We start from the raw sequence: 18,542 nt of genomic DNA on the forward strand, positions 1-18,542 counted from the left end.
TGAATTGGCGAAGGAATTGGGGGCCGGTGCCTCGGCATCAGGCCGTGCAGCGCCGCCCCTTTTCGTCAAAGAAATGCGTGGCCTCGCGCGCCCAGCGCAGGCCCACGAGCTGGCCCGGCTGCAGGCCGCCGAGCTGGCTGCCAGCGGTGCGCACCATCAGTTGCTCGCTGCCCACGCGGCAGCGCAGCACCAGGTCGGCGCCCAGGTATTCGAGGCTTTCGATGTCGGCGGCCACCACGGGGCCGCTGCCGACATCGCCATGGAGCGACAGGCGCATGTCCTCGGGCCTGACGCCCAGCCAGCGCGCCTGGGCCGGCTGCTGCAGGCCGGCGGGCGCGGCGCTGGCATGGCTGCCCGCGATGTGCAGGCCGTCGAGGCGCGCGATGTTCATGGCCGGCGTGCCGATGAAGCGCGCGGCAAAGGTGGTGGCGGGCCGGCTGTAGATCTCCTGGGGCGCAGCGCACTGCTCCACGCGCCCCTGGCTGAGCAGCACCACCTGGTCGGCCATGCCCATGGCCTCGGCCTGGTCGTGCGTGACATAGACCACGGTCAGGCCCAGGCGCCGCTGCAGCTCGCGCAGCTCGGTGCGCATTTCCTGGCGCAGCTGGGCGTCGAGGTTGGACAGGGGCTCGTCCATCAGGCAGACCCGGGCGCGGGCCACCAGGGCGCGGCCCAGCGCCACGCGCTGCTGCTGGCCACCCGACAGCTGGCCGGGCCGGCGTGCCAGCAGCGCGTCCAGGCCCAGCAGCGCGGCGGCCTCGTCGATGCGCCGGCGCGCCTCGGCCGCCGGGACCTTGCGCACGGACAGGCCGAAGCCGATGTTCTGCGCCACCGTCAGGTGCGGGAACAGCGCGTAGTTCTGGAACACCATGGCAATGCCGCGCCGTGCGGGCGGCAGGTGGGTGACGTCCTGCCCATCGATGCGCACGCGGCCCGAGGTGGCGCTTTCCAGGCCCGCGATGATGCGCAGCGTGGTGGACTTGCCGCAGCCCGAGGGACCGAGCAGCACGCAAAAGGATCCGGGTTCAATGCGCAGATCCAGCGCCTGCAGTGCCGTGGTGCCGCCCCAGGACTTGGCGACACCTTCCATCTCGATCAAGGACATCACGCCAGTCTAGGAAGGCTGTGTGACAGGCCCGTGTCGCGCCACCGGACTGGCGCCCCCATGCAGCTCAGGCAGCAGGGTGCTGTCTGTGCCAATCCGTGGCCTGCTGGAACGCCCAGCCCGCGCGCACCAGCAGGTCTTCGCGGAAGTCGGGGGCCACGAACTGGAAGGCCACGGGCGCGCCCTCAGGAGTGCGTCCGCCGGGCAGCGTGATCGTGGGGCTGCCCGTCAGGTCGAACGGGCAGGTATAGCGCAGCATGCCCGAGAACAGCTCGGCATCGGAGCCGAAATGCGCCATGCGTTGCAGCGTGGGGGCCGCAAAGGCCGTGGCGGGGACCAGCAGCAGGTCCACCTGCGCGAAGAGTGCGCGCATCCGGCCCGTGAAGTCCGCGCGGCGCAGCAGCAGCCGCTGGTAGTCGGTGGCGGACAGGCCCAGCCCCAGGTCGATCAGCCCGGCGAGCCCGGGGCCATAGGCCTCGCGCCGTGCAGGGAAAGTGGCGCCGTGCGCCACGGCGGTCTCCACCGCGCACAGCGCCGGCCAGTCCTCCACCGCCTGGGTGGCATCGGGAAAGCGGACTTCCTGCACGCTGGCCCCCAGGCGCTGCGCCACCGCCAGGGCCTGCTCCACCGCCTGGCGGGAGGGGGCATCCACGCCGTCCAGTGCCCATTGCCGGTCCATGCCCAGGCGCAGGCCGGAGAATCCGCGCGTCATCATGGCCAGATAGTCGGGCACGCTGCACTGGCTGGCCGTAGGGTCCAGCGGGTCCGCCCCGGCGATGGCCGCGAGCATGGCTGCGGCATCGGCAGCACTGCGCGCCATCGGGCCTATGTGGTCCAGGGACGCGGCCAGTTCGAAGGCGCCGTGGCGGCTCACCCTGCCCCAGGTGGGCTTGAGCCCCGTGATGCCGTTGGCGGCCGATGGAAAGCGGATGGAGCCCCCGGTGTCCGTGCCCAGCGATCCGAAGCACAGCCCCGCCGCCGTGGCCACGCCCGAGCCGCTGGACGAGGCCCCGGGCCACAGCTGGGCGCCCCAGGGGTTGACGGGGGCAGTGATCTCGGGATGGTGGTCGGCGAAGGCGCCTTCGGTCTGCTGCAGCTTGCCCAGGATGACGGCGCCGGCCTCGCGCAGCCTGCGCACCACGGTGGCATCTTCCGTGGGGCGATGGTCGCGGTGCAGCGTCATTCCATGCGTGGTGGGGACGCCCCGGGTCCACAGCAGGTCCTTGAGCGCCAGCGGCACGCCGTGCAGCGCACCGCGGCGGCGGCCCTGCGCGATCTCGGCGTCGGCGCGGCGGGCGTCCTCCAGCGCCTGCTGCGCCATCACCGTCACGTAGCTGTGCAGCCGCGCGTCCACGGCCTCGATGCGCGCCAGCATGTGGCGGGTCACCTCTTCCGAGGAAATGCGGCGGGACTGGATCTCGCGCCCCACCTCCAGCAGTTCGAGATGGTGCAGTTCGCTGTCGTTCATGGCATGTCTCCCGGCGCCCGGCTCCGGGGCGCCACCGTTGTTGCACTGGAAAAGCCGCACGGGACGCACGGCAGATCCATGCTAGGGAGCCAGCAGCCCCGACGCTTGTTCGTGAGGGTCAGCGACCTTGCTCAGGCGGCCAGCAGGCTGCGGGGAGTGCAGCCGAACGCCTTGCGAAAGGCTCGGCTGAAGTGCGCCGCATCGGAGAACCCATGCGCGAAGGCCGCCTCGGTCACGCTGGAGCAGCGCCCCTGCATCAGGGCCTGGCGGCTGGCCTGCAACCGCAGCTGCCATACCAGGCCCATGGGCGTCTGGTTGTGCCGCGCAAAGGCCCGCGTCACGGTACGGGGCGAGACGTTGTGCTGCTGCGCCAGCCATTGCAGCGACAGCTCGGGCGAGCCCAGGTTGTCCTGGATGAACGCCTGGATGCGGCCATGCAGGTCCCTTTCCGCGCGGGGCTGCACGGCCATTTCCTGCATCTCCAGCGCCAGGGCCAGCACGTCGAGCAGCGCCATGCCGAAGCGCTGCGCCAAGGCATCACCGTGCGGCGCAGGCGGCATGGCGATGGCCTCGCCGAGCATGGCCCGCAGCGGCGCCACGGCCGGGGCATGGCCATGCAGCGCCCGGCCCACGTGCGAAGGTGCACGGGCAAAGCGATTCAACAATTCGCTGCGCGGAATGCGCATCAGCAGGATATCGCGGGGCGCCACCGAGAATTCGAAAGGCTGCGCAGCGTCATAAAGCACCAGATTGCCCGCACTCAGCCGGGCCACTTGCCCGCCCTGGCGCACCTCGGCCTGGCCCTGGAGCAGATAGCCCAGCCACAGCTCGTCGCGCGCATGCAGGCGCAGGTGGGCTGCGTTGCGCACCCAGCGGTGGCTGGGCGCCGACATGGCACTGATCTCCAGCAGTCCCAGGGACCGCACGGACAGCGTGGCCCCGAAGCCGCCGGGACCGGCACCATCCCCCTGCGCGCGGTGGCTGTCGGCCGGGATGCAGTGGCGGCAGACCACCTCGTGCCAGTAGTCGAAACGATGGCGTGGCTCCTGCGAATGGGTAGAGTATTCGAGCTGCATGGCAGCGCCCAGTATCCGCAGGCGGCCGCTGGCTGGCACCCCGGTGTTTACCCAAAGGCCCGGGGTGCCGCGACGGCGGCACTGCCAGACACGGCTCAGCTGTGGCCCGGCGCCCGGTTCAGCAGATGCGTGCGCTGGTCGGCGCTCAGCGACAGGTAGCGCTCGTAGTGGCGCAGGATGTCGGCGATGACTTCCTCGCTGCGCAGGTACTGGATGTCGTGGCCCAGGCGACCGTCCTCGAAGAAGGTGATGGGCTCGTAGACATGGCGGCGCTCCTGCTCGCTGGCCGCCTCGCTCACCAGGAAGGTGGGCACCGTGCGGCGCGTGGCGCGCACGCCGTAGACGAAGTCGCGCAGCGAGGGATCGGGCACGGTCAGGCGCACGGCGCCCTCGCCATCCAGGTCCTCGGTGACCACGGCCTCAACGCCGCGCCTTTGCATCTCGGCGGCCACCTCGTTCATGGCGGGCAGCACCACGCCGGCCAGGAACCTGCGCACATCGGCGCGCGAGGGCTGGTGCACGATCTGCTCCAGGCGCTTGCGCCAGTGCTGGCCGCTCCAGAAGCTGGTGGCCGGAGCCAGGTCGGGCGAGAAGTGCGCGCGGTCGGCCTGCAGGCCGCGCCACAGCCCGTAGCACAGGGCCAGCATGATGACGGCCACCGGCAGGGCCGCCACCAGGGTCATGGCCTGCAGCGCCTTGAGGCCGCCGGCCAGCATCAGCACCATGGCCGTCACGCCCAGCACGGCAGCCCAGAACAGCCGCTGCCAGACCGGCGAACGCGCATGGCCGCGCGAGGCGATGTTGTCCACCACGAAGGCCCCGGAGTCCGCCGAGGTGACGAAGAACACCGCGATCAGCACGATGGTGAGCCAGGCCACGGGCTTGAACCAGGGCAGGTACTCGAAGAAGCGGAACAGCAGCGCATCCACGTTCGAGGCCGTCTGCCCCAACGCGCCCATGGCCACGTGGGTGTCTATCCAGATGGCGCTGTTGCCGAAGGCCGTCATCCACAGCAGGTTGAAGGCCGTGGGCACCAGCAGCACGCCGGTCACGAACTGGCGGATGGTGCGACCGCGCGAGATGCGTGCGATGAACATGCCCACGAAGGGCGACCAGGAGATCCACCAGGCCCAGTAGAGGATGGTCCAGCCGCCGAACCAGCCTTCCTGGCTGGGCGGCTCGTAGGCAAAGGTGCGGAACGACAGCTGCACCAGGCCAGACACGTAGTTGCCGATGTTCTCGCTCAGCGCCTCGAAGAGGAAGACCGTGGGCCCGGCCACGATGACGAAGGCCAGCAGGATGAAGGCCAGCACGAGATTGAACTCGCTCAGGCGCCGCACGCCCTTGTCCAGGCCCGAGACGGCAGACAACCCGGCCAGGCAGACCACGATGACAATGACCGAGATGCGGAACAGCGCCGTGGAGGTGTCCCATCCCGTCAGCGTGTGCAGGCCGGCGGCCAGCTGCAGCGCGCCATAGCCCAGCGTGGTGGCGATACCTGCGATGGTGCCCACCAGCGCGAAGGCATCCACGCTGTGGCCGATGGGGCCGTTGATGCGCTTGCCCAGCAGCGGGTACAGGCCCGAGCGCATGGTCAGCGGCAGGTTGTAGCGAAAGCCGAAGTACGCCAGCACCAGGCCCATGGTCCCGTAGACGGCCCAGGCATGGAAGCCCCAGTGGAAGAAGGTGGACTGCAGCGCCTCGCGCGCGGCAGCCGGCGTGGAAGGCACGGCCGTGGGCGGCTTGAGGAAATGCTGCAGCGGCTCGCCCACGCCGAAGTACATCAGGCCGATGCCCATGCCGGCGGCGAACAGCATGGCGGTCCAGGAGATGAAGCTGAACTCGGGCTCAGCATCATCGGGACCCAGGCGGATATCACCGAAACGGCTGGACGCGACGAAGATCAGAAAGACCAGGAACAGCGTGACCGAGACGGCATAGAACCAGTCCATGTGCCCCACCACCCAGGCCTGGGCGCTGGAGAACAGCCGGTCGGCACTGTCGGGCATGAAGCCGCAGTACAGCAGCAGCAGGCCCAGAACCAGCAGGGAAGGAATGACGACGGGGCCGGAGAACGTGATGCGCGGTGCAGGCTCGGCTGGCGATGGCGTGGCCGCCTGCGGCGCATCCGGTGGCGCAGCCACTGGCGGCGCAGGTGGCGCCGGTCGGGGATCGGTGGTCGTGTCTGGCATATACCCTCTCTCTTGTGATCAATGGTGTGCCCGGGAACCGATTCGCAATGGTGGCGGCCCTGCCCTTGTGGGGCGGGCCGCGTTCCCTGCTCGGGGGATGTCCGCCGGGCAAAGGCCGCAAGTATCGTGATTCGCCGCGTCTGGTCGCGTCGGACGCAGGCCCTGAATGCTTCCGTTTTGCTGACGTACCGACCTCGGACCAGATCAGGCCTGGCTGGTTCAGGACGCCAGCCTGGCCACAACGGCCGGGGCGATGACGCGGTGGGCCGGCGTCACGCCCAGCATGTAGATGCGGCCCAGCGCGTTGTGCACATGGACCACGGTGGACATGGCCACGGTGAAGGTGGCCGACGACAGGCCCTCGGGCCGGGGCAGCTTCATGAGGGAGACCTGCACGTCCAGGTGCCTGTCGCTGTCGCCCAGCACCACTTCGCTGTCGCTCAGGGCATGGACACGGAAGATGCCGGCGCGGTCGCCCACGCGGTAGCTCGATGGCTGGCGCTGCGCATCGACGCCGCTGAGCGTGCCCAGGTCCTTGATGCCGAAGGGCGCCACCACGCGGTTGCGCAGGCGCATCAGAAAGTCGATCCAGCCCGGCGTGCGGCCCATGCAGCGCAGGTACAGCGCCATGGGGCTGCTGCCGTCGTCCGGCAATTGCAGCTGGTAGCTGTCGTGGAAATAGGCGGTCTTGAGGCGGTCCTGCAGGGCGCTGCCCGCGGGAACCGGAGAGAGGATGACTTGTGCCATGGAGCGGAGGTGATGAAAAAAGGGGGCGGTCCTGCAGCCATCATAGGCCGCAGGGCCGCCCCCTTGTCAGGGCGCCATCAACGCTGCATCAGCGCTTGTCGCTCACCTTGATGCGGGCGTTGGGAACCTCGCCGAACATCTCGGGCGCATACAGCGCCTCCACCCGCGTGGGCGGCAGCGCGAAGTCGCCGGCGTTGTTCAGCCGCACGGTGTACTCCACGCGCGTATTGCCCTTGGGCAGGTACTGGTAGTAGGCGCGGTAGGCCTCGAAGCTGCGCTCTTCATAAGCCAGCCAGCCCGCGCCTTCCGCGCGCTCGCCGCCCGAGGCGATCTCCGAGTCGCGCCCCAGACCGCCGCCCAGGATGGTGGCGCCCGTGGGCACGGGGTCGGTGATGGCCACCCAGGTCATGTCGGTGCGGGCCTGCACCTCCAGCGTGACGCGCAGCACGTCGCCGCGCGAGTACTGGCCTGCGGGCAGGCTCTTGTCGGCCTGCTCCACGGGCTTGACCGTGCGCGTGACGGTGTAGCCGGCGCTGAACGGCGCCTTCAGCTGCACGGCCGCCACGGACTGCAGCGTGAGCCAGGGCTTGCCGGTGCCCTGCTGGGTCACCGTCAGCTGGCCCTTGCGGGCATCACCCACCGCGCTCCAGGGCAGGAACATGGTGTTGTTGCGCAGGCCGCCGACCACCGTGGTCGCGCCGAAGCTGGACGCCTGGTGGGCCGCGCCCTCGGTGTCGCTGGCGCGCATGCGCGTGACCTGGCTCCACTCCACGCGGGCCTGGGACGCGCCCAAAGCCGCCTGGGTAGCGCCCGTCACGGGCGTGGCCTCGAACTGCTGCGAGAAGCGCTGCAGTGCCAGCGCCCCCCACAGGTTGGCCGTGGTCGTGCCCCAGGCGCCGTTGCTCTGGCGCGAGATGAAGCCGTTGGCCAGGCGCGGCAGCTCTTCCTTCCACGTCGGGTCGTCCATGTTGACCAGCATCAGGCGGGCCAGGTTGACCTCGGGGCCCTGCATCAGCCACCACCACTGGTCGTCCTGCTCGTTGCTGAAGGCCACGCGCGTGCCCTGGTAGCTCAGGCGGGCGCGCAGGATCTGCTGGGCCTGGGCCAGCTGCTGTTCGCGCTGGGGCAGCTCGCGCATGTGCTTGAGCAGGGCCACCCAGTCGATGACGGCATGCGTGGGCCAGTCGTTGGGCGCGATGGTGATGCTGTCGAGCATGCGCGGATTGGCGCGGCCCGTCAGCGCCAGCGCCTGGATGGCGGCCAGCTTGCGCATGTCCAGATCCTTGCGCGGGCTCCAGAAGCTGCGCTGGATGCGGCCTTCGACGAAGGCGATCAGGCCGTTTTCCATGCGCTCGCGCTCGGCCGCCGGCAGCACGAAGCGCTTGTCCACGCCCTGTGCCAGTGCCGAGAGGTTGAGCAGGTGGGCCGTCAGCGTATCGCTGCCGCGGGCCGCACGGCCCGACCCGTCGCCTGCCAGCGGGAAGTAGCTGGCCAGGCCGTCGCCGTCCAGGTAGCTGGGCAGCTGGCCCATCGTGGACTGCCACAGCGTGGCGTCGCTCATGCCCACGGCCTTGCTGGTGACCTGCTCCAGGCAGCTGTAGGGATAGCGCGCCCACCAGTCGCGCACGCCCGGCAGGCCTTCGGCCAGCTTGGGCGCCAGCGACATGCGCAGGCCGCCGCGGCCGGCCAGCGCATCGGCCGGCGGCTGCACGGGCAGGTTGATGCTGCCATCGACCTGCATCAGCGTGCCCTGCTGCACCGTCAGCGGCACGGCCGGGATGATGCGCTGGCTGACCTTCAGCCTGTCGCTGGCCGGCTTGTCACCGCCTGCGGTGTCGCGGGCCTCGATCTCCCAGATGAGCGCCTCGGCGCGGGTCTGGCCCAGCTGGGCGGGGGCCGTGACGTTCCAGGCGACCTCGCGCGCCTCGCCCGCGGGAATCTCCACGGTCTGCGCTGCCAGCTCCAGCAGCGTGGCACGCGGCGTGACCTGCACCTTCATGGCCTTGGCCGAGGTGTTGCGCAGCGTGACCATGGCACGGAACTGGTCCTCCTCGCGCACCAGCGGCGGCAGGCCGCTGATGATCTGCAGGTCCTGGGCCGTGCGGATGGGCGCCTGGCCCGTGCCGAACATCGACACGCCATGGTCGGCTACCGCCACCACCTGGAAGGTGGTCAGCGAGTCGTTCAGCGGCACGCTGACCTGGGCCTTGCCCTGGGCATCGAGCACCACGCTCGGGTTCCACAGCAGCAGCGTCTCGAACAGCTCGCGCGTCTGGCTGCGGCCACCGCCGCCGCCAGCGGCCACGGCCTTGCGGCCGTAGTGGCGCCTGCCGATCACCTCCATCTGCGCGGTCGAGGTCTGCACGCCCCACTCGCGGCGGCGCAGCATGGCGTCGGCCAGCTGCCAGCTGGTGTTGGGCATGAGCTCCAGCAGGGCCTGGTCCACGACCGCCAGCGCCACCTCGGCGCCAGCGGCGGGCTTGCCGTCGGGCAGCGTGGCGCTGATGGTGACCTTGGCGGTGCCGCGCACCTGGTAGCTGGCCTGGTCGGCCGTGACCTTGACGTCGATGCGGTGGGCCTTGGTGCCCACGCGGATCTCGGCCATGCCCAGGCGATAGGCGGGCTTGGACAGGTCGACCAGGGCCGTGGGCGCGATGTACTCCTTGCCCTCGTGCCAGAAGGCGTTCCACCACTCGCGCGGCGCCTTGAAGCCCCAGGTGAAGAAGCTGTACCAGGGCACCTCGCGCAGCCGCCCGCGCAGGGCCAGCACGCTCACGTAGACGTTGGGACCCCAGTCGGGCTGGACCTTCAGCTCCACGGTGGGGTTCTGGCCATTGAGCTGCATGACCTGGGTGCTGACGATGCCTTCGCGCTCCACGGCGACCAGGGCCGTCGCATAGCGGAAGGGCATGCGCACCTGGAAGCGCGCGGTCTCGCCGGGCTCGTAGCTGCGCTTTTCGGGCAGCACGTCCATGCGGTCATGGTCCTCGCCGCCGAACCACAGTTCGCCCTGGCGCGTGACCCAGACGCTGGAGGCGGCCTGGGCGGGCCGGCCATCCTTGTCGGAGGCGGTGACGATCAGCTCCACCTCGCCGGGCTGCGACAGCTGGGCCTCGCACTGCACCATGCCCTGGGCATCGCTGTTGCCCGTGCACACCGTGCCCATGGACTTGAGCGTGGTCTGGTTGTCGTAGCTGTAAAAGCCCCCCACCAGGCGCTTGCGGCTGCTGGTGGTGACGCGGGAGATGGCCTCGACCTTGACCGGCACGCCGGCCTGGGGCTTGCCGTCCACGCCCAGCGCCAGCGCCTGGAACTGGAGCTTGCGGCCCGTGGTGATCCAGCTTTCGGCACGTACGCCGGCCACGATGGCCGCGGGCCACAGCATCTGCGTGCTGCGCAGGGTCTGCACCTCGCCATTGGGATCGGCATAGGTGGCCTCGATCAGCAGCTCGCGCGGCTCGCGCAGCTTGGGCAGGTTCTCGATCTTGAGCTTGCCCAGTCCTTCACGGTCCAGCGTCACGGGCAGCTTGTCGGCCACCACCTTGCTGTCCTGGGAGGCCGTGGCCTCCTCGTCATCGCTCTGGCCCGTGTCCTGGGCGCTGCGCGGTGCCGAGAAGCTGAAGCCCTGCCAGTCGCTGCGGTCCATCCAGGTGGAGCGCACCAGGGCGGACACGCGCACCGGCAGGTTGGCGGCCGGGCCGCCGGAGACGTAGTTCACCTGCACCTGCACCGGCAGGCTGGAGACGCCGACCAGGGCCTGCTTGCCGTCGGGTCCCACGCGGCCTTCGAGCACGGGCAGGCGGAATTCCTCGACACGGAAGCTGCCCGTGCCGAAGCGGTTGTTGCGCCCGCGCGAGCCATTGCCCTCGCCGCGCAGCTCCACGGAATACGAACCGAGCTTGGCGCCCTTGGGCACGGAGAAGCTGTTTTCGGCGCTCAGGCCGCCGGTGCCCGTGGAACGCCACTGCAGCGGCTGCGTGTACTGCTGGCCGCTGCCTTCATGGGTGATGACCAGTTGCGTGGGCCGCTGCTCGGGCAGCGCAAAGCCGCCCTGCCCCTGGCCGATGCCGGTCTGGGTGCGCATCAGGTGCTTCATTGACACGGTCTCGCCGGCGCGCAGCAGCGTGCGGTCGAAGATGGTGTGGGCCACCTCGTCGCGCTGGGCGCTGCGGCTGGTGGGCACGTTGAAGCGCCAGGACTCGATGCCGCGCTGCCAGTCGCTCCAGGTGAAGGCCAGCTCCTGCTGGCCGTCCTTGCCCTGGGCGCGTGCGCTGACGAAGTAGGCAGGCGAGCGGTAGCCGACACCGCCCGTGCACTGGGGCGGCTCGGGCGACAGGCCTTCCAGGCGCGCCACGCCGCTGGCGTCGGTGGTGGCCGAGGTCAGCACCTTGCCATTGCAGTCGGAGACCTGGATCCTGGCATTGGCCACGGCCTGGCCCTTGTCCAGCGTGGTCACCCAGGCGGCCGCGTTCTCGCGGCCGAGCTTGAAATGCACGGACAGGTTGGTCACCAGGGCCGAGGTGCGCACATACATGCTGCGCGCCGAGCCGTAGCGCTCATCGAGCAGCGACTGGCCCAGCAGCGGCGAGGCGATCTCGACCACGTGAAAGCCCGGCGTGAGCGGAATGCCCACCACCTCGAAGGGGCGCGGATCGCCCTTGACGGGCTTGGGCAGCTCCAGCGTCTTGACGTCGCCCTGGCCGGCCAGCAGCGACAGCATGCGCGTCTGCACATAGTCGCGGTTTTCGTTGTCGATCACGGGCGGCAGCGGGCCCTTGATGTCGCGCGAGGCGCGCTTGCGGTCCATGTCGGAGGACTCGTAGTCGGCCACGCGGCGCATCCAGGCAATGATCTCGGCATCGCTGCCGGGCTGCTTGGTGCTCACGCGGCTGGCGTCCAGGGACTTGGTGGCCAGCTCGGACTCCACATTGCGCAGCGTCACGGGCAGCAGGGCCGGGCCGTCCGGGCCTTCGGCATAGCGCTCGACGATGCCGAAGGGCGAGGCCGCGAACTTGGCCAGCGGCGGCAGCGCGCCCGTGGCCACCTGCAGCGGGAACATGTCGGCATTGCTCAGGCTGCGGCCTGCCGCGTCCTTGAACTGCGGAGGCAGCTCCACCGTGTAGCGCGCCTGGGCCTGCATGGTGGCCGGGAAGCTCAGGTTCTGCACCAGCGAATCCTCGCTGAGCTTTTCGCCGTATTCGCCGTCGATCACGGGCGCCACCTTGGAGGCGCCGCTGCTCAGGCGAATGCCCTCGGCCAGCTTGCGCGGCACGGGGGCATTGAAGCTCAGGCGCATGGGGCGGATCGGCAGGCAGGCGGCCTGGGCGTTCTCGCGCTCGCAGCTGAACTCGGCCGCAAAGGGCTCGCGCACACGGTACTCGAAGCGCTTGTCCTGGCGGCTGGCCACGCCATTGGGCGTGGCGATGCCGGCGCCAAAAACCAGCTTCATGGTCGTGCCCGCCGTCAGGCGGCGGTTGCAGGCCAGCGTGGCGTACTGCAGCGGGTTCTTGGCGGCGGCCTTGTCCCAGCCGCGGTGCTTGAGCAGCTCGTCGCGCTCCTTGCCTTCGATCAGGCGCACGGGAATGCGCTCGCCCACGCCTTCGGCCGTGCACCACATGTGCTGCTGCAGGCTTTGCACGGTGGCCGGGCCCGACAGGCGCAGCGCGAAGTACTGCTCCTCGTCGATCTGTTCATAGGTGTCGGGCGCCATGTCCAGCACGGCCGGGCCGCCGGTCTGGAACTGGTAGCTGGCAGCGCCCGTCACGGCCGTGCCCGCAGGCGACTTGTAGCCGGCCACCAGCTGGGCCGTGCAGCGCACGCCCGGCGGCAGGGCCTGCTTGAAGTCGAACACCCATTCCCGGTCGCTGTTCCAGCGGCCCGTGCCCTGGGTGGCCGCCGCATCGCTGCAGCTGAGCGTGACCGGCGCGGCCGCCTTGGGGTCGCCAAAGCGCACGGCCGTGCCATCGAACTGCACCACCACCTGCTCGACCTTGGCCACCTCTCCCTGCGGGCTGAACTGGCGCACGCCCACGGCCTGCGCCGTCAGCGCCACCGATCCCAGCAGCAGCCCCAACCCCCACCGGCTCCAGGGCCGGCTGTGCGCCGGAGCCCCCTGCAACCCACTGATCGCTTTCGTGCGAAGCACCCCCATGGCAATCCCTTCTGTCGGGCTCAGATGGCCCGCTGTTTTCTTGGAATGAGCAGGCTTTCAGCACTGCGACGCGAGCTGTCCGCATGACACGCTGCAAATGAAAAACCCTGCGCTGCAGGCAGGGCTCGGCGGCAAGGGCTGGAACAAGGCGCAGGCCTGTCGCCCGCATGCACCGAATGCAGGGCCGCATCCGCTGCGGCTGAAAACCACTGCGCGGGATGATACCGGCCCGCATCCGCTGCAGGCCCTGCGGCGGGTGCCCGGAACCGGGTCTGCGGTGTATCCATCTGTAAGACATCGGCGCATCAACGCGTCGTATCCGTGCGATCACATGGCTCACCTTCCACCACAGGCCCCGTCAGACTACATACAGCGTGCTGCCTATACTGCGCGGATACAACACAGGGAGAGAGTCCGTCCATGAAGCCGAACCACGTTGCCGTGCCTCAGCCGTTCTGGCACCGGATCAACCAGTTCTTCGCCTTTCCGTTGCAGTCACAGCCGCTGGGCTATGCGCTGCTGCTGTCGCTGAGCAGCCTGCTGTTCAAGGCGCTGTTCTTCCTGCCCGCACCCCTGGCCATCGGGCTGGTGCAGATCGGTATCCTGCTGGCCGCCAGCCGCTATGGTTTCAAGGTGGCAGCGCTGGGTTCGCAGGGCATATCGCGCGCTGCGGACTATCCTCGCCACCTGGACCCGGACTGGACCCATCTGCCCTGGAAGCTGTTCGCCATTTTGGTGGTGCACGGCATCATCGTCGGCTGGTGTGCGCGGGTGAGCCTGGGCATGGCGCAACTGGCCCTGCTGCTGCTGTCCTTTTTGCTGCCGGCCAGCATCATCGTGCTGGTGCAGACGACGGGCTTTTTCTCCGCACTCAATCCGCTGCTGATCCTGGACACGGTGCGCATCATCGGCAAGCCCTATGCGCTGCTGTGCTTTTTTCTGTTCCTGTTGAGCAGCGGTGCGCAGATCGCCATGTCGCTGCTGCTGCCGCTGTTCAGCGGGCTGATCCTGCTGCCGCTGTTCAACTTCGCCATGATCTATTTCGGCTGGGTCATGGCCAGCCTGCTGGGCTATGTGATGTACCAGCACCATGAGGCGCTGGGCATCGACGCCGTGCCCCAGGCAGACAGCGGGCCCGACGGGGCGCCTGCGCGCACGCCCGAACAGATCGCCCGCCAGCAGCTGGACGAGGACGTGGCCGAGCACGTGGCCGCTGGCGACCTGGCCGCCGCGCTGGGCCTGGCCTACGAGGACCAGCGCACCCACCCCGACGACACGCATGCCCAGCGCCGCTACCACCGCTTGCTGCTGCTGTCGGACAAGACGGCCACGCTGCTGGACCACGGCCGGCGCTTCATCGCCCTGCTGCTGCGCCAGGGCCAGACCGCCGAGGCGCTCAAGGTGTTCCAGGCCTGCCGCGCCAAGGAAGCGACCTTTGCGCTGGACGATGCCGACCAGACACTGGCCCTGGCGCGCAGCACCTGGCGCGCGGGCGATGCTCAGGCGACGCTGACCCTGATCTCGGGCTTCGACAAACGCTTCAAGGGCCATGCGGCCGTGCCCCATGCCTATGAACTGGCGGCGCGCCTGATGCTGCAGGGCTTCGGGCGCCGGGACATGGCCCAGGGCATCCTGGCCACGCTGCAGGCGCGCCATCCCGACAGCGAGGCCACACAGGAGGTGCGGTGGCTGCTGCGTGACCCGGAACAGGGACCGGGACCGGACCCGCGCCCGGCCCCGCACTGATCACGCCGTGGCCTGGGACCGGGCCTGCCCGTCGAGCAACAGCCGGGTCACGGCCTCATCGGGCGCCCAGCGCTGCAGTTGTGGCAGCCAGGCGCGGGCGCGCTGTGCCAGCCCCTGCTGCAGCAGGCCGTTGACCAGCAGGCACAGCGTCTCGCCTAGGCCCGGCTGGCCGGGTGCTGCCTGCAGCAGCGCGTGGCACAGCTTCTCGGCATCGTCGAACGCACGGGCACGCGTGAAGCGGCGCACCAGCCTGGCCATGTCCTCGGGCGCGATCCTGGCGCCTGGGCGGGCCAGGTCCAGGTAGATGCGGTAGCTGGCGTGCTGCCAGGCCAGGGTGGCGGCATCACGGGCCGGCAGCCTGAAGATGCGCCGGGCCGCACGGTGGAAGTCCTCGCTGGCAGGCGCATAGCGGGCTGCGGCAAACCAGGCCCGCAGCACCTCGGTGTCGGCAGGCCGCAGCTGGGCTGCGGCGCGCCAGGCGCGCAGGGCGCCCTCCATGTCCAGCGCCTGGCCCAGGCGTCGCGCGTTGGCGACATGCGTGTCGAAGCCATCGTCCGGCGCCGAATGGCGGCCCGCCAATGCCGCCCGTGGCTTGCGGCGCAGATGCAGGGCCATCAGGGCTGCGCCTGTGAGCAGGCCGCCCAGGTGGGCCATGTAGTCCACGCCCCGGCCGCTGAAGAAGTGCTGCAGCACTTCATTCGCAATCCAGGCCGGCAACAGGATTAGGGCCGGTGCCGTGACGTAGTTGAAGTAGAAGAACAACTGGTAGAAAAAGCGGATGCGCCGCAGCCGGTACATGACGGCGTACATGCCCATCAGCGCTGCGACCGCGCCCGAAGCGCCCAGCCCGTGACCATAGACGCCCGCACCCCCAAGGACCCAGGAGGACAGCAGCGAAGCCCCGACGGCCCCCAGCAGATAAAAAAGCAGATAGGTGGCCCGCCCCAGTGCCAGCTCCACCGAAAAGCCGAACATGAAGAGAAACAGCATATTGCCGACCAGATGGCCCGTGCTGGCATGCAGGAAGGCCGACGTGATCCAGGTCACAGGGCGCAGCGGCGCGTCCTCGCCATAGTCCTGCGCCCAGCGCGTGGTGAAGGGCGGCGGCTGCAAGGCCTCGTAGCGGCTGCGGTCCGTCTGCCACTGCCCGTGCAGGGGATCGCTGGCCACAACGATCTGGCCGCTGCGCAGCAGCGCCAGGAAGGCGGGCTCCTGCTCCATGCGCTGCAGCAGCGGCTCGACCAGGCCCTTTTTCTGCAGCACCTTCGCCTGCTTGGCAATGGGCGAATCCGTGCGCTCCAGCCAATCCACGAAGCGCGGCAACTCGATGCCCGGCAGCGCGCTGGCGGCATAGAACTGCGCCGCCGCCTGCTGGGCACGCTCCTCGGAACGCTGCGGCCCGAAGAACACCAGCACGTTCACGAGGATGATCAGCAGCGTCATCCACGGCGGATTGCTCCAGCGGGGCCGGTCCTCCAGCGGAATCGCGTAGAACATGCGGGACCGCTGGACGCGCGCTTACTGCGGCTGGAAGCCGCTGGTCTGGATGATGCGTTTCCAGACCTGGGTATAGGTCTGCTCGCGCTCGGCCAGTTGCGCGGGCGGCATGTGGCCCACGGTCAGGCCCAGGGCGGTGAGCTGCTCGTGCACATCGGGCTGTTTGAGCACGGTGGCCACGGCGGCGGAGAAGCGGTCGATGAAGGCCTGGGGCGTGCCGCGCGGCGCGTAGATGCCGTAGTAGGGCGTGTCCTCGAAGCCCTTGACGCCCTGCTCGGCCAGCGTGGGCACTTCGGGCATGGTGGCCTGGCGGCGCGTGCCCAGCACGCCGATCACGCGCAGCTTGCCGGCCTTGTGGTTTTCCATGAAATCCTGCACCGAGGCGATGCCGGCCGGAATCTGGTTGCCCAGCATGTCGGCCAGCATGGGCGCGCTGCCCCGGTAGGGCGCAGCCACCAGGTCCAGCTTGTAGTGCTCGCCCAGAAGCCTGACCAGGAATTCCGGCGTGGACGCGGGCGCGGGTATGCCGATGCTGCCGCGCTTTGCGCCCTGGCGCACCCACTCCACATACTCGGCAAGGTTGCGCGCCGGCGTATTGGCGGAGACCGCCAGCGCGTTCACGAAGGTGGCAAAGCCGGCCACGGGAACGAAGTCATGGCCAGGGTCGAAACCCGGCTTCTTCACCACCTGGGGCAGGATGGAGATGGTGTGGTCGTGCGTGAGGAACAGCGTGTGGCCATCGGCCGCAGCCGCCTTGAGCTGCTGCGCCGCGATCTGCCCGCCCGCGCCGGGGCGGTTGTCCACCAGCACCGTGGTGCCCAGCACGTCCTTGAGCCGGTCGGCCAGCAGGCGTGCGATGGCATCCGTGCCGCCGCCCGGCGGAAAGCCCACCAGGATGCGGATGGCCTGCCCGGGCTGCGCCCAGGCCAGCGGAGCCAGGGCCGACGAGGCGGCAACGGCAGTCACTGCGCCGGCGGCGCGCAGCGCCCCGGTCAGCAGTTGGCGGCGGGAGGATGTCATGGCGCGGCTCCGGCGAACGGGGGGATCAGCCCAGGCGTGCGTTCAGGCGTGCATTCAAGCGCGCCTGGTGGCCTGCGAGCTGCTTGCGCACCTGGGCCGGCGCCGTGCCGCCCAGGGTGTTGCGCGCATTGAGCGAGCCTTCGAGGCTGAGCGCCTCGAAGACATCGGCCTCGATGCCGGGGTTGAAGGCCTGCAGTTCGGCCAGCGGCAGCTCGGTCAGGTCCACGCCCTTTTGCGAGGCCAGCTTGACGGCATGGGCCACGGTCTCGTGCGCATCGCGGAAGGGCAGGCCCTTCTTGACCAGGTAGTCGGCCAGGTCGGTGGCCGTGGCGTAGCCCTTGAGCGCGGCGGCGCGCATGGCTTCGGCGTTGACGGTGATGCCGCCCTTCTTGCCGCCCGTGGCCGGGTCGGCCTGGCCGCCGATCATCTCGGCGAAGATGCGCAGCGTGTCCTTCAGGGTGTCCACCGTGTCGAACAGCGGCTCCTTGTCTTCCTGGTTGTCCTTGTTGTAGGCCAGGGGCTGGCCCTTCATCAGGGTGATCAGACCCATCAGGTGGCCGACCACGCGGCCGGTCTTGCCGCGTGCCAGCTCGGGCACGTCGGGGTTCTTCTTCTGCGGCATGATCGACGAGCCCGTGGTGAAGCGGTCGGCGATGCGGATGAAGCCGAAGTTCTGGCTCATCCAGATGATCAGCTCTTCGGACAGGCGGCTCACGTGCACCATGCACAGGCTGGCGGCCGAGGTGAATTCGATGGCGAAGTCGCGGTCGCTGACGCCGTCCAGCGAGTTCTGGCAGACGCCTTCCATGCCCAGGGTGCGGGCCACGCGCTCGCGGTCCAGCGGGTAGGTGGTGCCGGCCAGGGCGGCGCTGCCCAGCGGCAGCACGTTGACGCGGCGGCGCAGGTCCAGCATGCGCTCGGCGTCGCGCTTGAACATTTCCACATAGGCCAGCAGGTGGTGGGCAAAGCTCACGGGCTGGGCCACCTGCAGGTGGGTGAAGCCGGGCAGGATCACGTCCACGTTCTTCTCGGCCACTTCGACCAGGGACAGCTGCAGCTCGCCGAGCAGGCCTTCGATGAGGTCGATCTCGCCGCGCAGCCACAGGCGCACGTCGGTGGCCACCTGGTCATTGCGGCTGCGGCCCGTGTGCAGGCGCTTGCCGGCGTCGCCGACCAACTGGGTCAGGCGGGCCTCGATGTTCAGGTGCACGTCTTCCAGGTCGAGCTTCCACTCGAACTGGCCGGACTCGATTTCCTGCGTGATCTGCGCCATGCCCTTGCGGATGGACTCGTGGTCGGCGGCGGCGATGATGCCCTGGGCCGCCAGCATCTCGGCATGCGCCAGGCTGCCCGTGATGTCGGCCTGCCACAGGCGCTTGTCGAAGAACACGCTGGAGGTATAGCGCTTGACCAGATCGCTCATCGGCTCTTCAAAGAGAGCGGACCAGGCCTGGGCCTTGGTGTCGAGCTGGTTGTGCGAGGCGGACGTTGGTTGATTGGCAGACATGTGAGGACGCGATCTTCGATTAGGCGGTGCAGG

10 protein-coding genes are annotated in these 18,542 nt (G+C 69.4%); 1 reads left to right on the forward strand and 9 read right to left on the reverse strand.

The genetic code is table 11. The features are described from left to right. Positions 1 to 37: 37 nt before the first annotated feature. From JHD82_RS00345 to JHD82_RS00370, 6 genes are all read right to left on the reverse strand, one after another. Positions 38 to 1,105: an ABC transporter ATP-binding protein gene (locus JHD82_RS00345; RefSeq protein WP_199135102.1), complete on the reverse strand. Its 1,068-nt coding sequence runs from the start codon at positions 1,103 to 1,105 to the stop codon at positions 38 to 40. Between the two features lie 67 nt (positions 1,106 to 1,172). Then, positions 1,173 to 2,573 carry an amidase gene (locus JHD82_RS00350; protein WP_199135103.1) on the reverse strand — a complete coding sequence of 467 codons (1,401 nt, stop codon included), beginning with the start codon at positions 2,571 to 2,573 and terminating at the stop codon, positions 1,173 to 1,175. A gap of 131 nt (positions 2,574 to 2,704) precedes the next feature. Further along, positions 2,705 to 3,649: a helix-turn-helix domain-containing protein gene (locus tag JHD82_RS00355; protein ID WP_199135104.1), complete on the reverse strand. Its 945-nt coding sequence runs from the start codon at positions 3,647 to 3,649 to the stop codon at positions 2,705 to 2,707. A gap of 95 nt (positions 3,650 to 3,744) precedes the next feature. Next, on the reverse strand, positions 3,745 to 5,841 hold the full coding sequence (locus tag JHD82_RS00360) for a BCCT family transporter (RefSeq protein ID WP_199135105.1): 2,097 nt from the start codon (positions 5,839 to 5,841) through the stop codon (positions 3,745 to 3,747). Between the two features lie 219 nt (positions 5,842 to 6,060). Then, a complete protein-coding gene (locus tag JHD82_RS00365) occupies positions 6,061 to 6,588 on the reverse strand; it encodes a DUF2867 domain-containing protein (protein WP_199135106.1) in 528 nt (175 codons plus the stop codon). 88 nt (positions 6,589 to 6,676) lie between these two features. Further along, positions 6,677 to 12,739 carry an alpha-2-macroglobulin gene (locus JHD82_RS00370; protein ID WP_199135107.1) on the reverse strand — a complete coding sequence of 2,021 codons (6,063 nt, stop codon included), beginning with the start codon at positions 12,737 to 12,739 and terminating at the stop codon, positions 6,677 to 6,679. A gap of 420 nt (positions 12,740 to 13,159) precedes the next feature. Between JHD82_RS00370 and JHD82_RS00375 the strand changes: the two genes are divergently transcribed. Beyond that, positions 13,160 to 14,485 (forward strand): tol-pal system YbgF family protein, encoded by a 1,326-nt coding sequence (locus JHD82_RS00375; protein ID WP_199135108.1) that lies wholly within the window; start codon positions 13,160 to 13,162, stop codon positions 14,483 to 14,485. Here the strand turns inward: JHD82_RS00375 and JHD82_RS00380 are convergent, their stop codons facing one another. The 3 genes from JHD82_RS00380 to argH are packed head-to-tail and all read right to left on the reverse strand — an operon-like array spanning position 14,486 to position 18,509. Beyond that, positions 14,486 to 15,982 carry a rhomboid family intramembrane serine protease gene (locus JHD82_RS00380; protein ID WP_199135109.1) on the reverse strand — a complete coding sequence of 499 codons (1,497 nt, stop codon included), beginning with the start codon at positions 15,980 to 15,982 and terminating at the stop codon, positions 14,486 to 14,488. 21 nt (positions 15,983 to 16,003) lie between these two features. Next, positions 16,004 to 17,002, reverse strand: a complete 999-nt coding sequence (locus tag JHD82_RS00385; protein WP_199135110.1) for a Bug family tripartite tricarboxylate transporter substrate binding protein — start codon at positions 17,000 to 17,002, stop codon at positions 16,004 to 16,006. 25 nt (positions 17,003 to 17,027) lie between these two features. Continuing rightward, positions 17,028 to 18,509 (reverse strand): argininosuccinate lyase, encoded by a 1,482-nt coding sequence (gene argH, locus JHD82_RS00390; RefSeq protein WP_012207114.1) that lies wholly within the window; start codon positions 18,507 to 18,509, stop codon positions 17,028 to 17,030. Between the last annotated feature and the right edge of the window lie 33 nt (positions 18,510 to 18,542).

The sequence above is a fragment of the Delftia sp. ASV31 genome, from assembly GCF_016428765.1.
Classification (GTDB): Bacteria; Pseudomonadota; Gammaproteobacteria; order Burkholderiales; family Burkholderiaceae_C; genus Comamonas; species Comamonas acidovorans.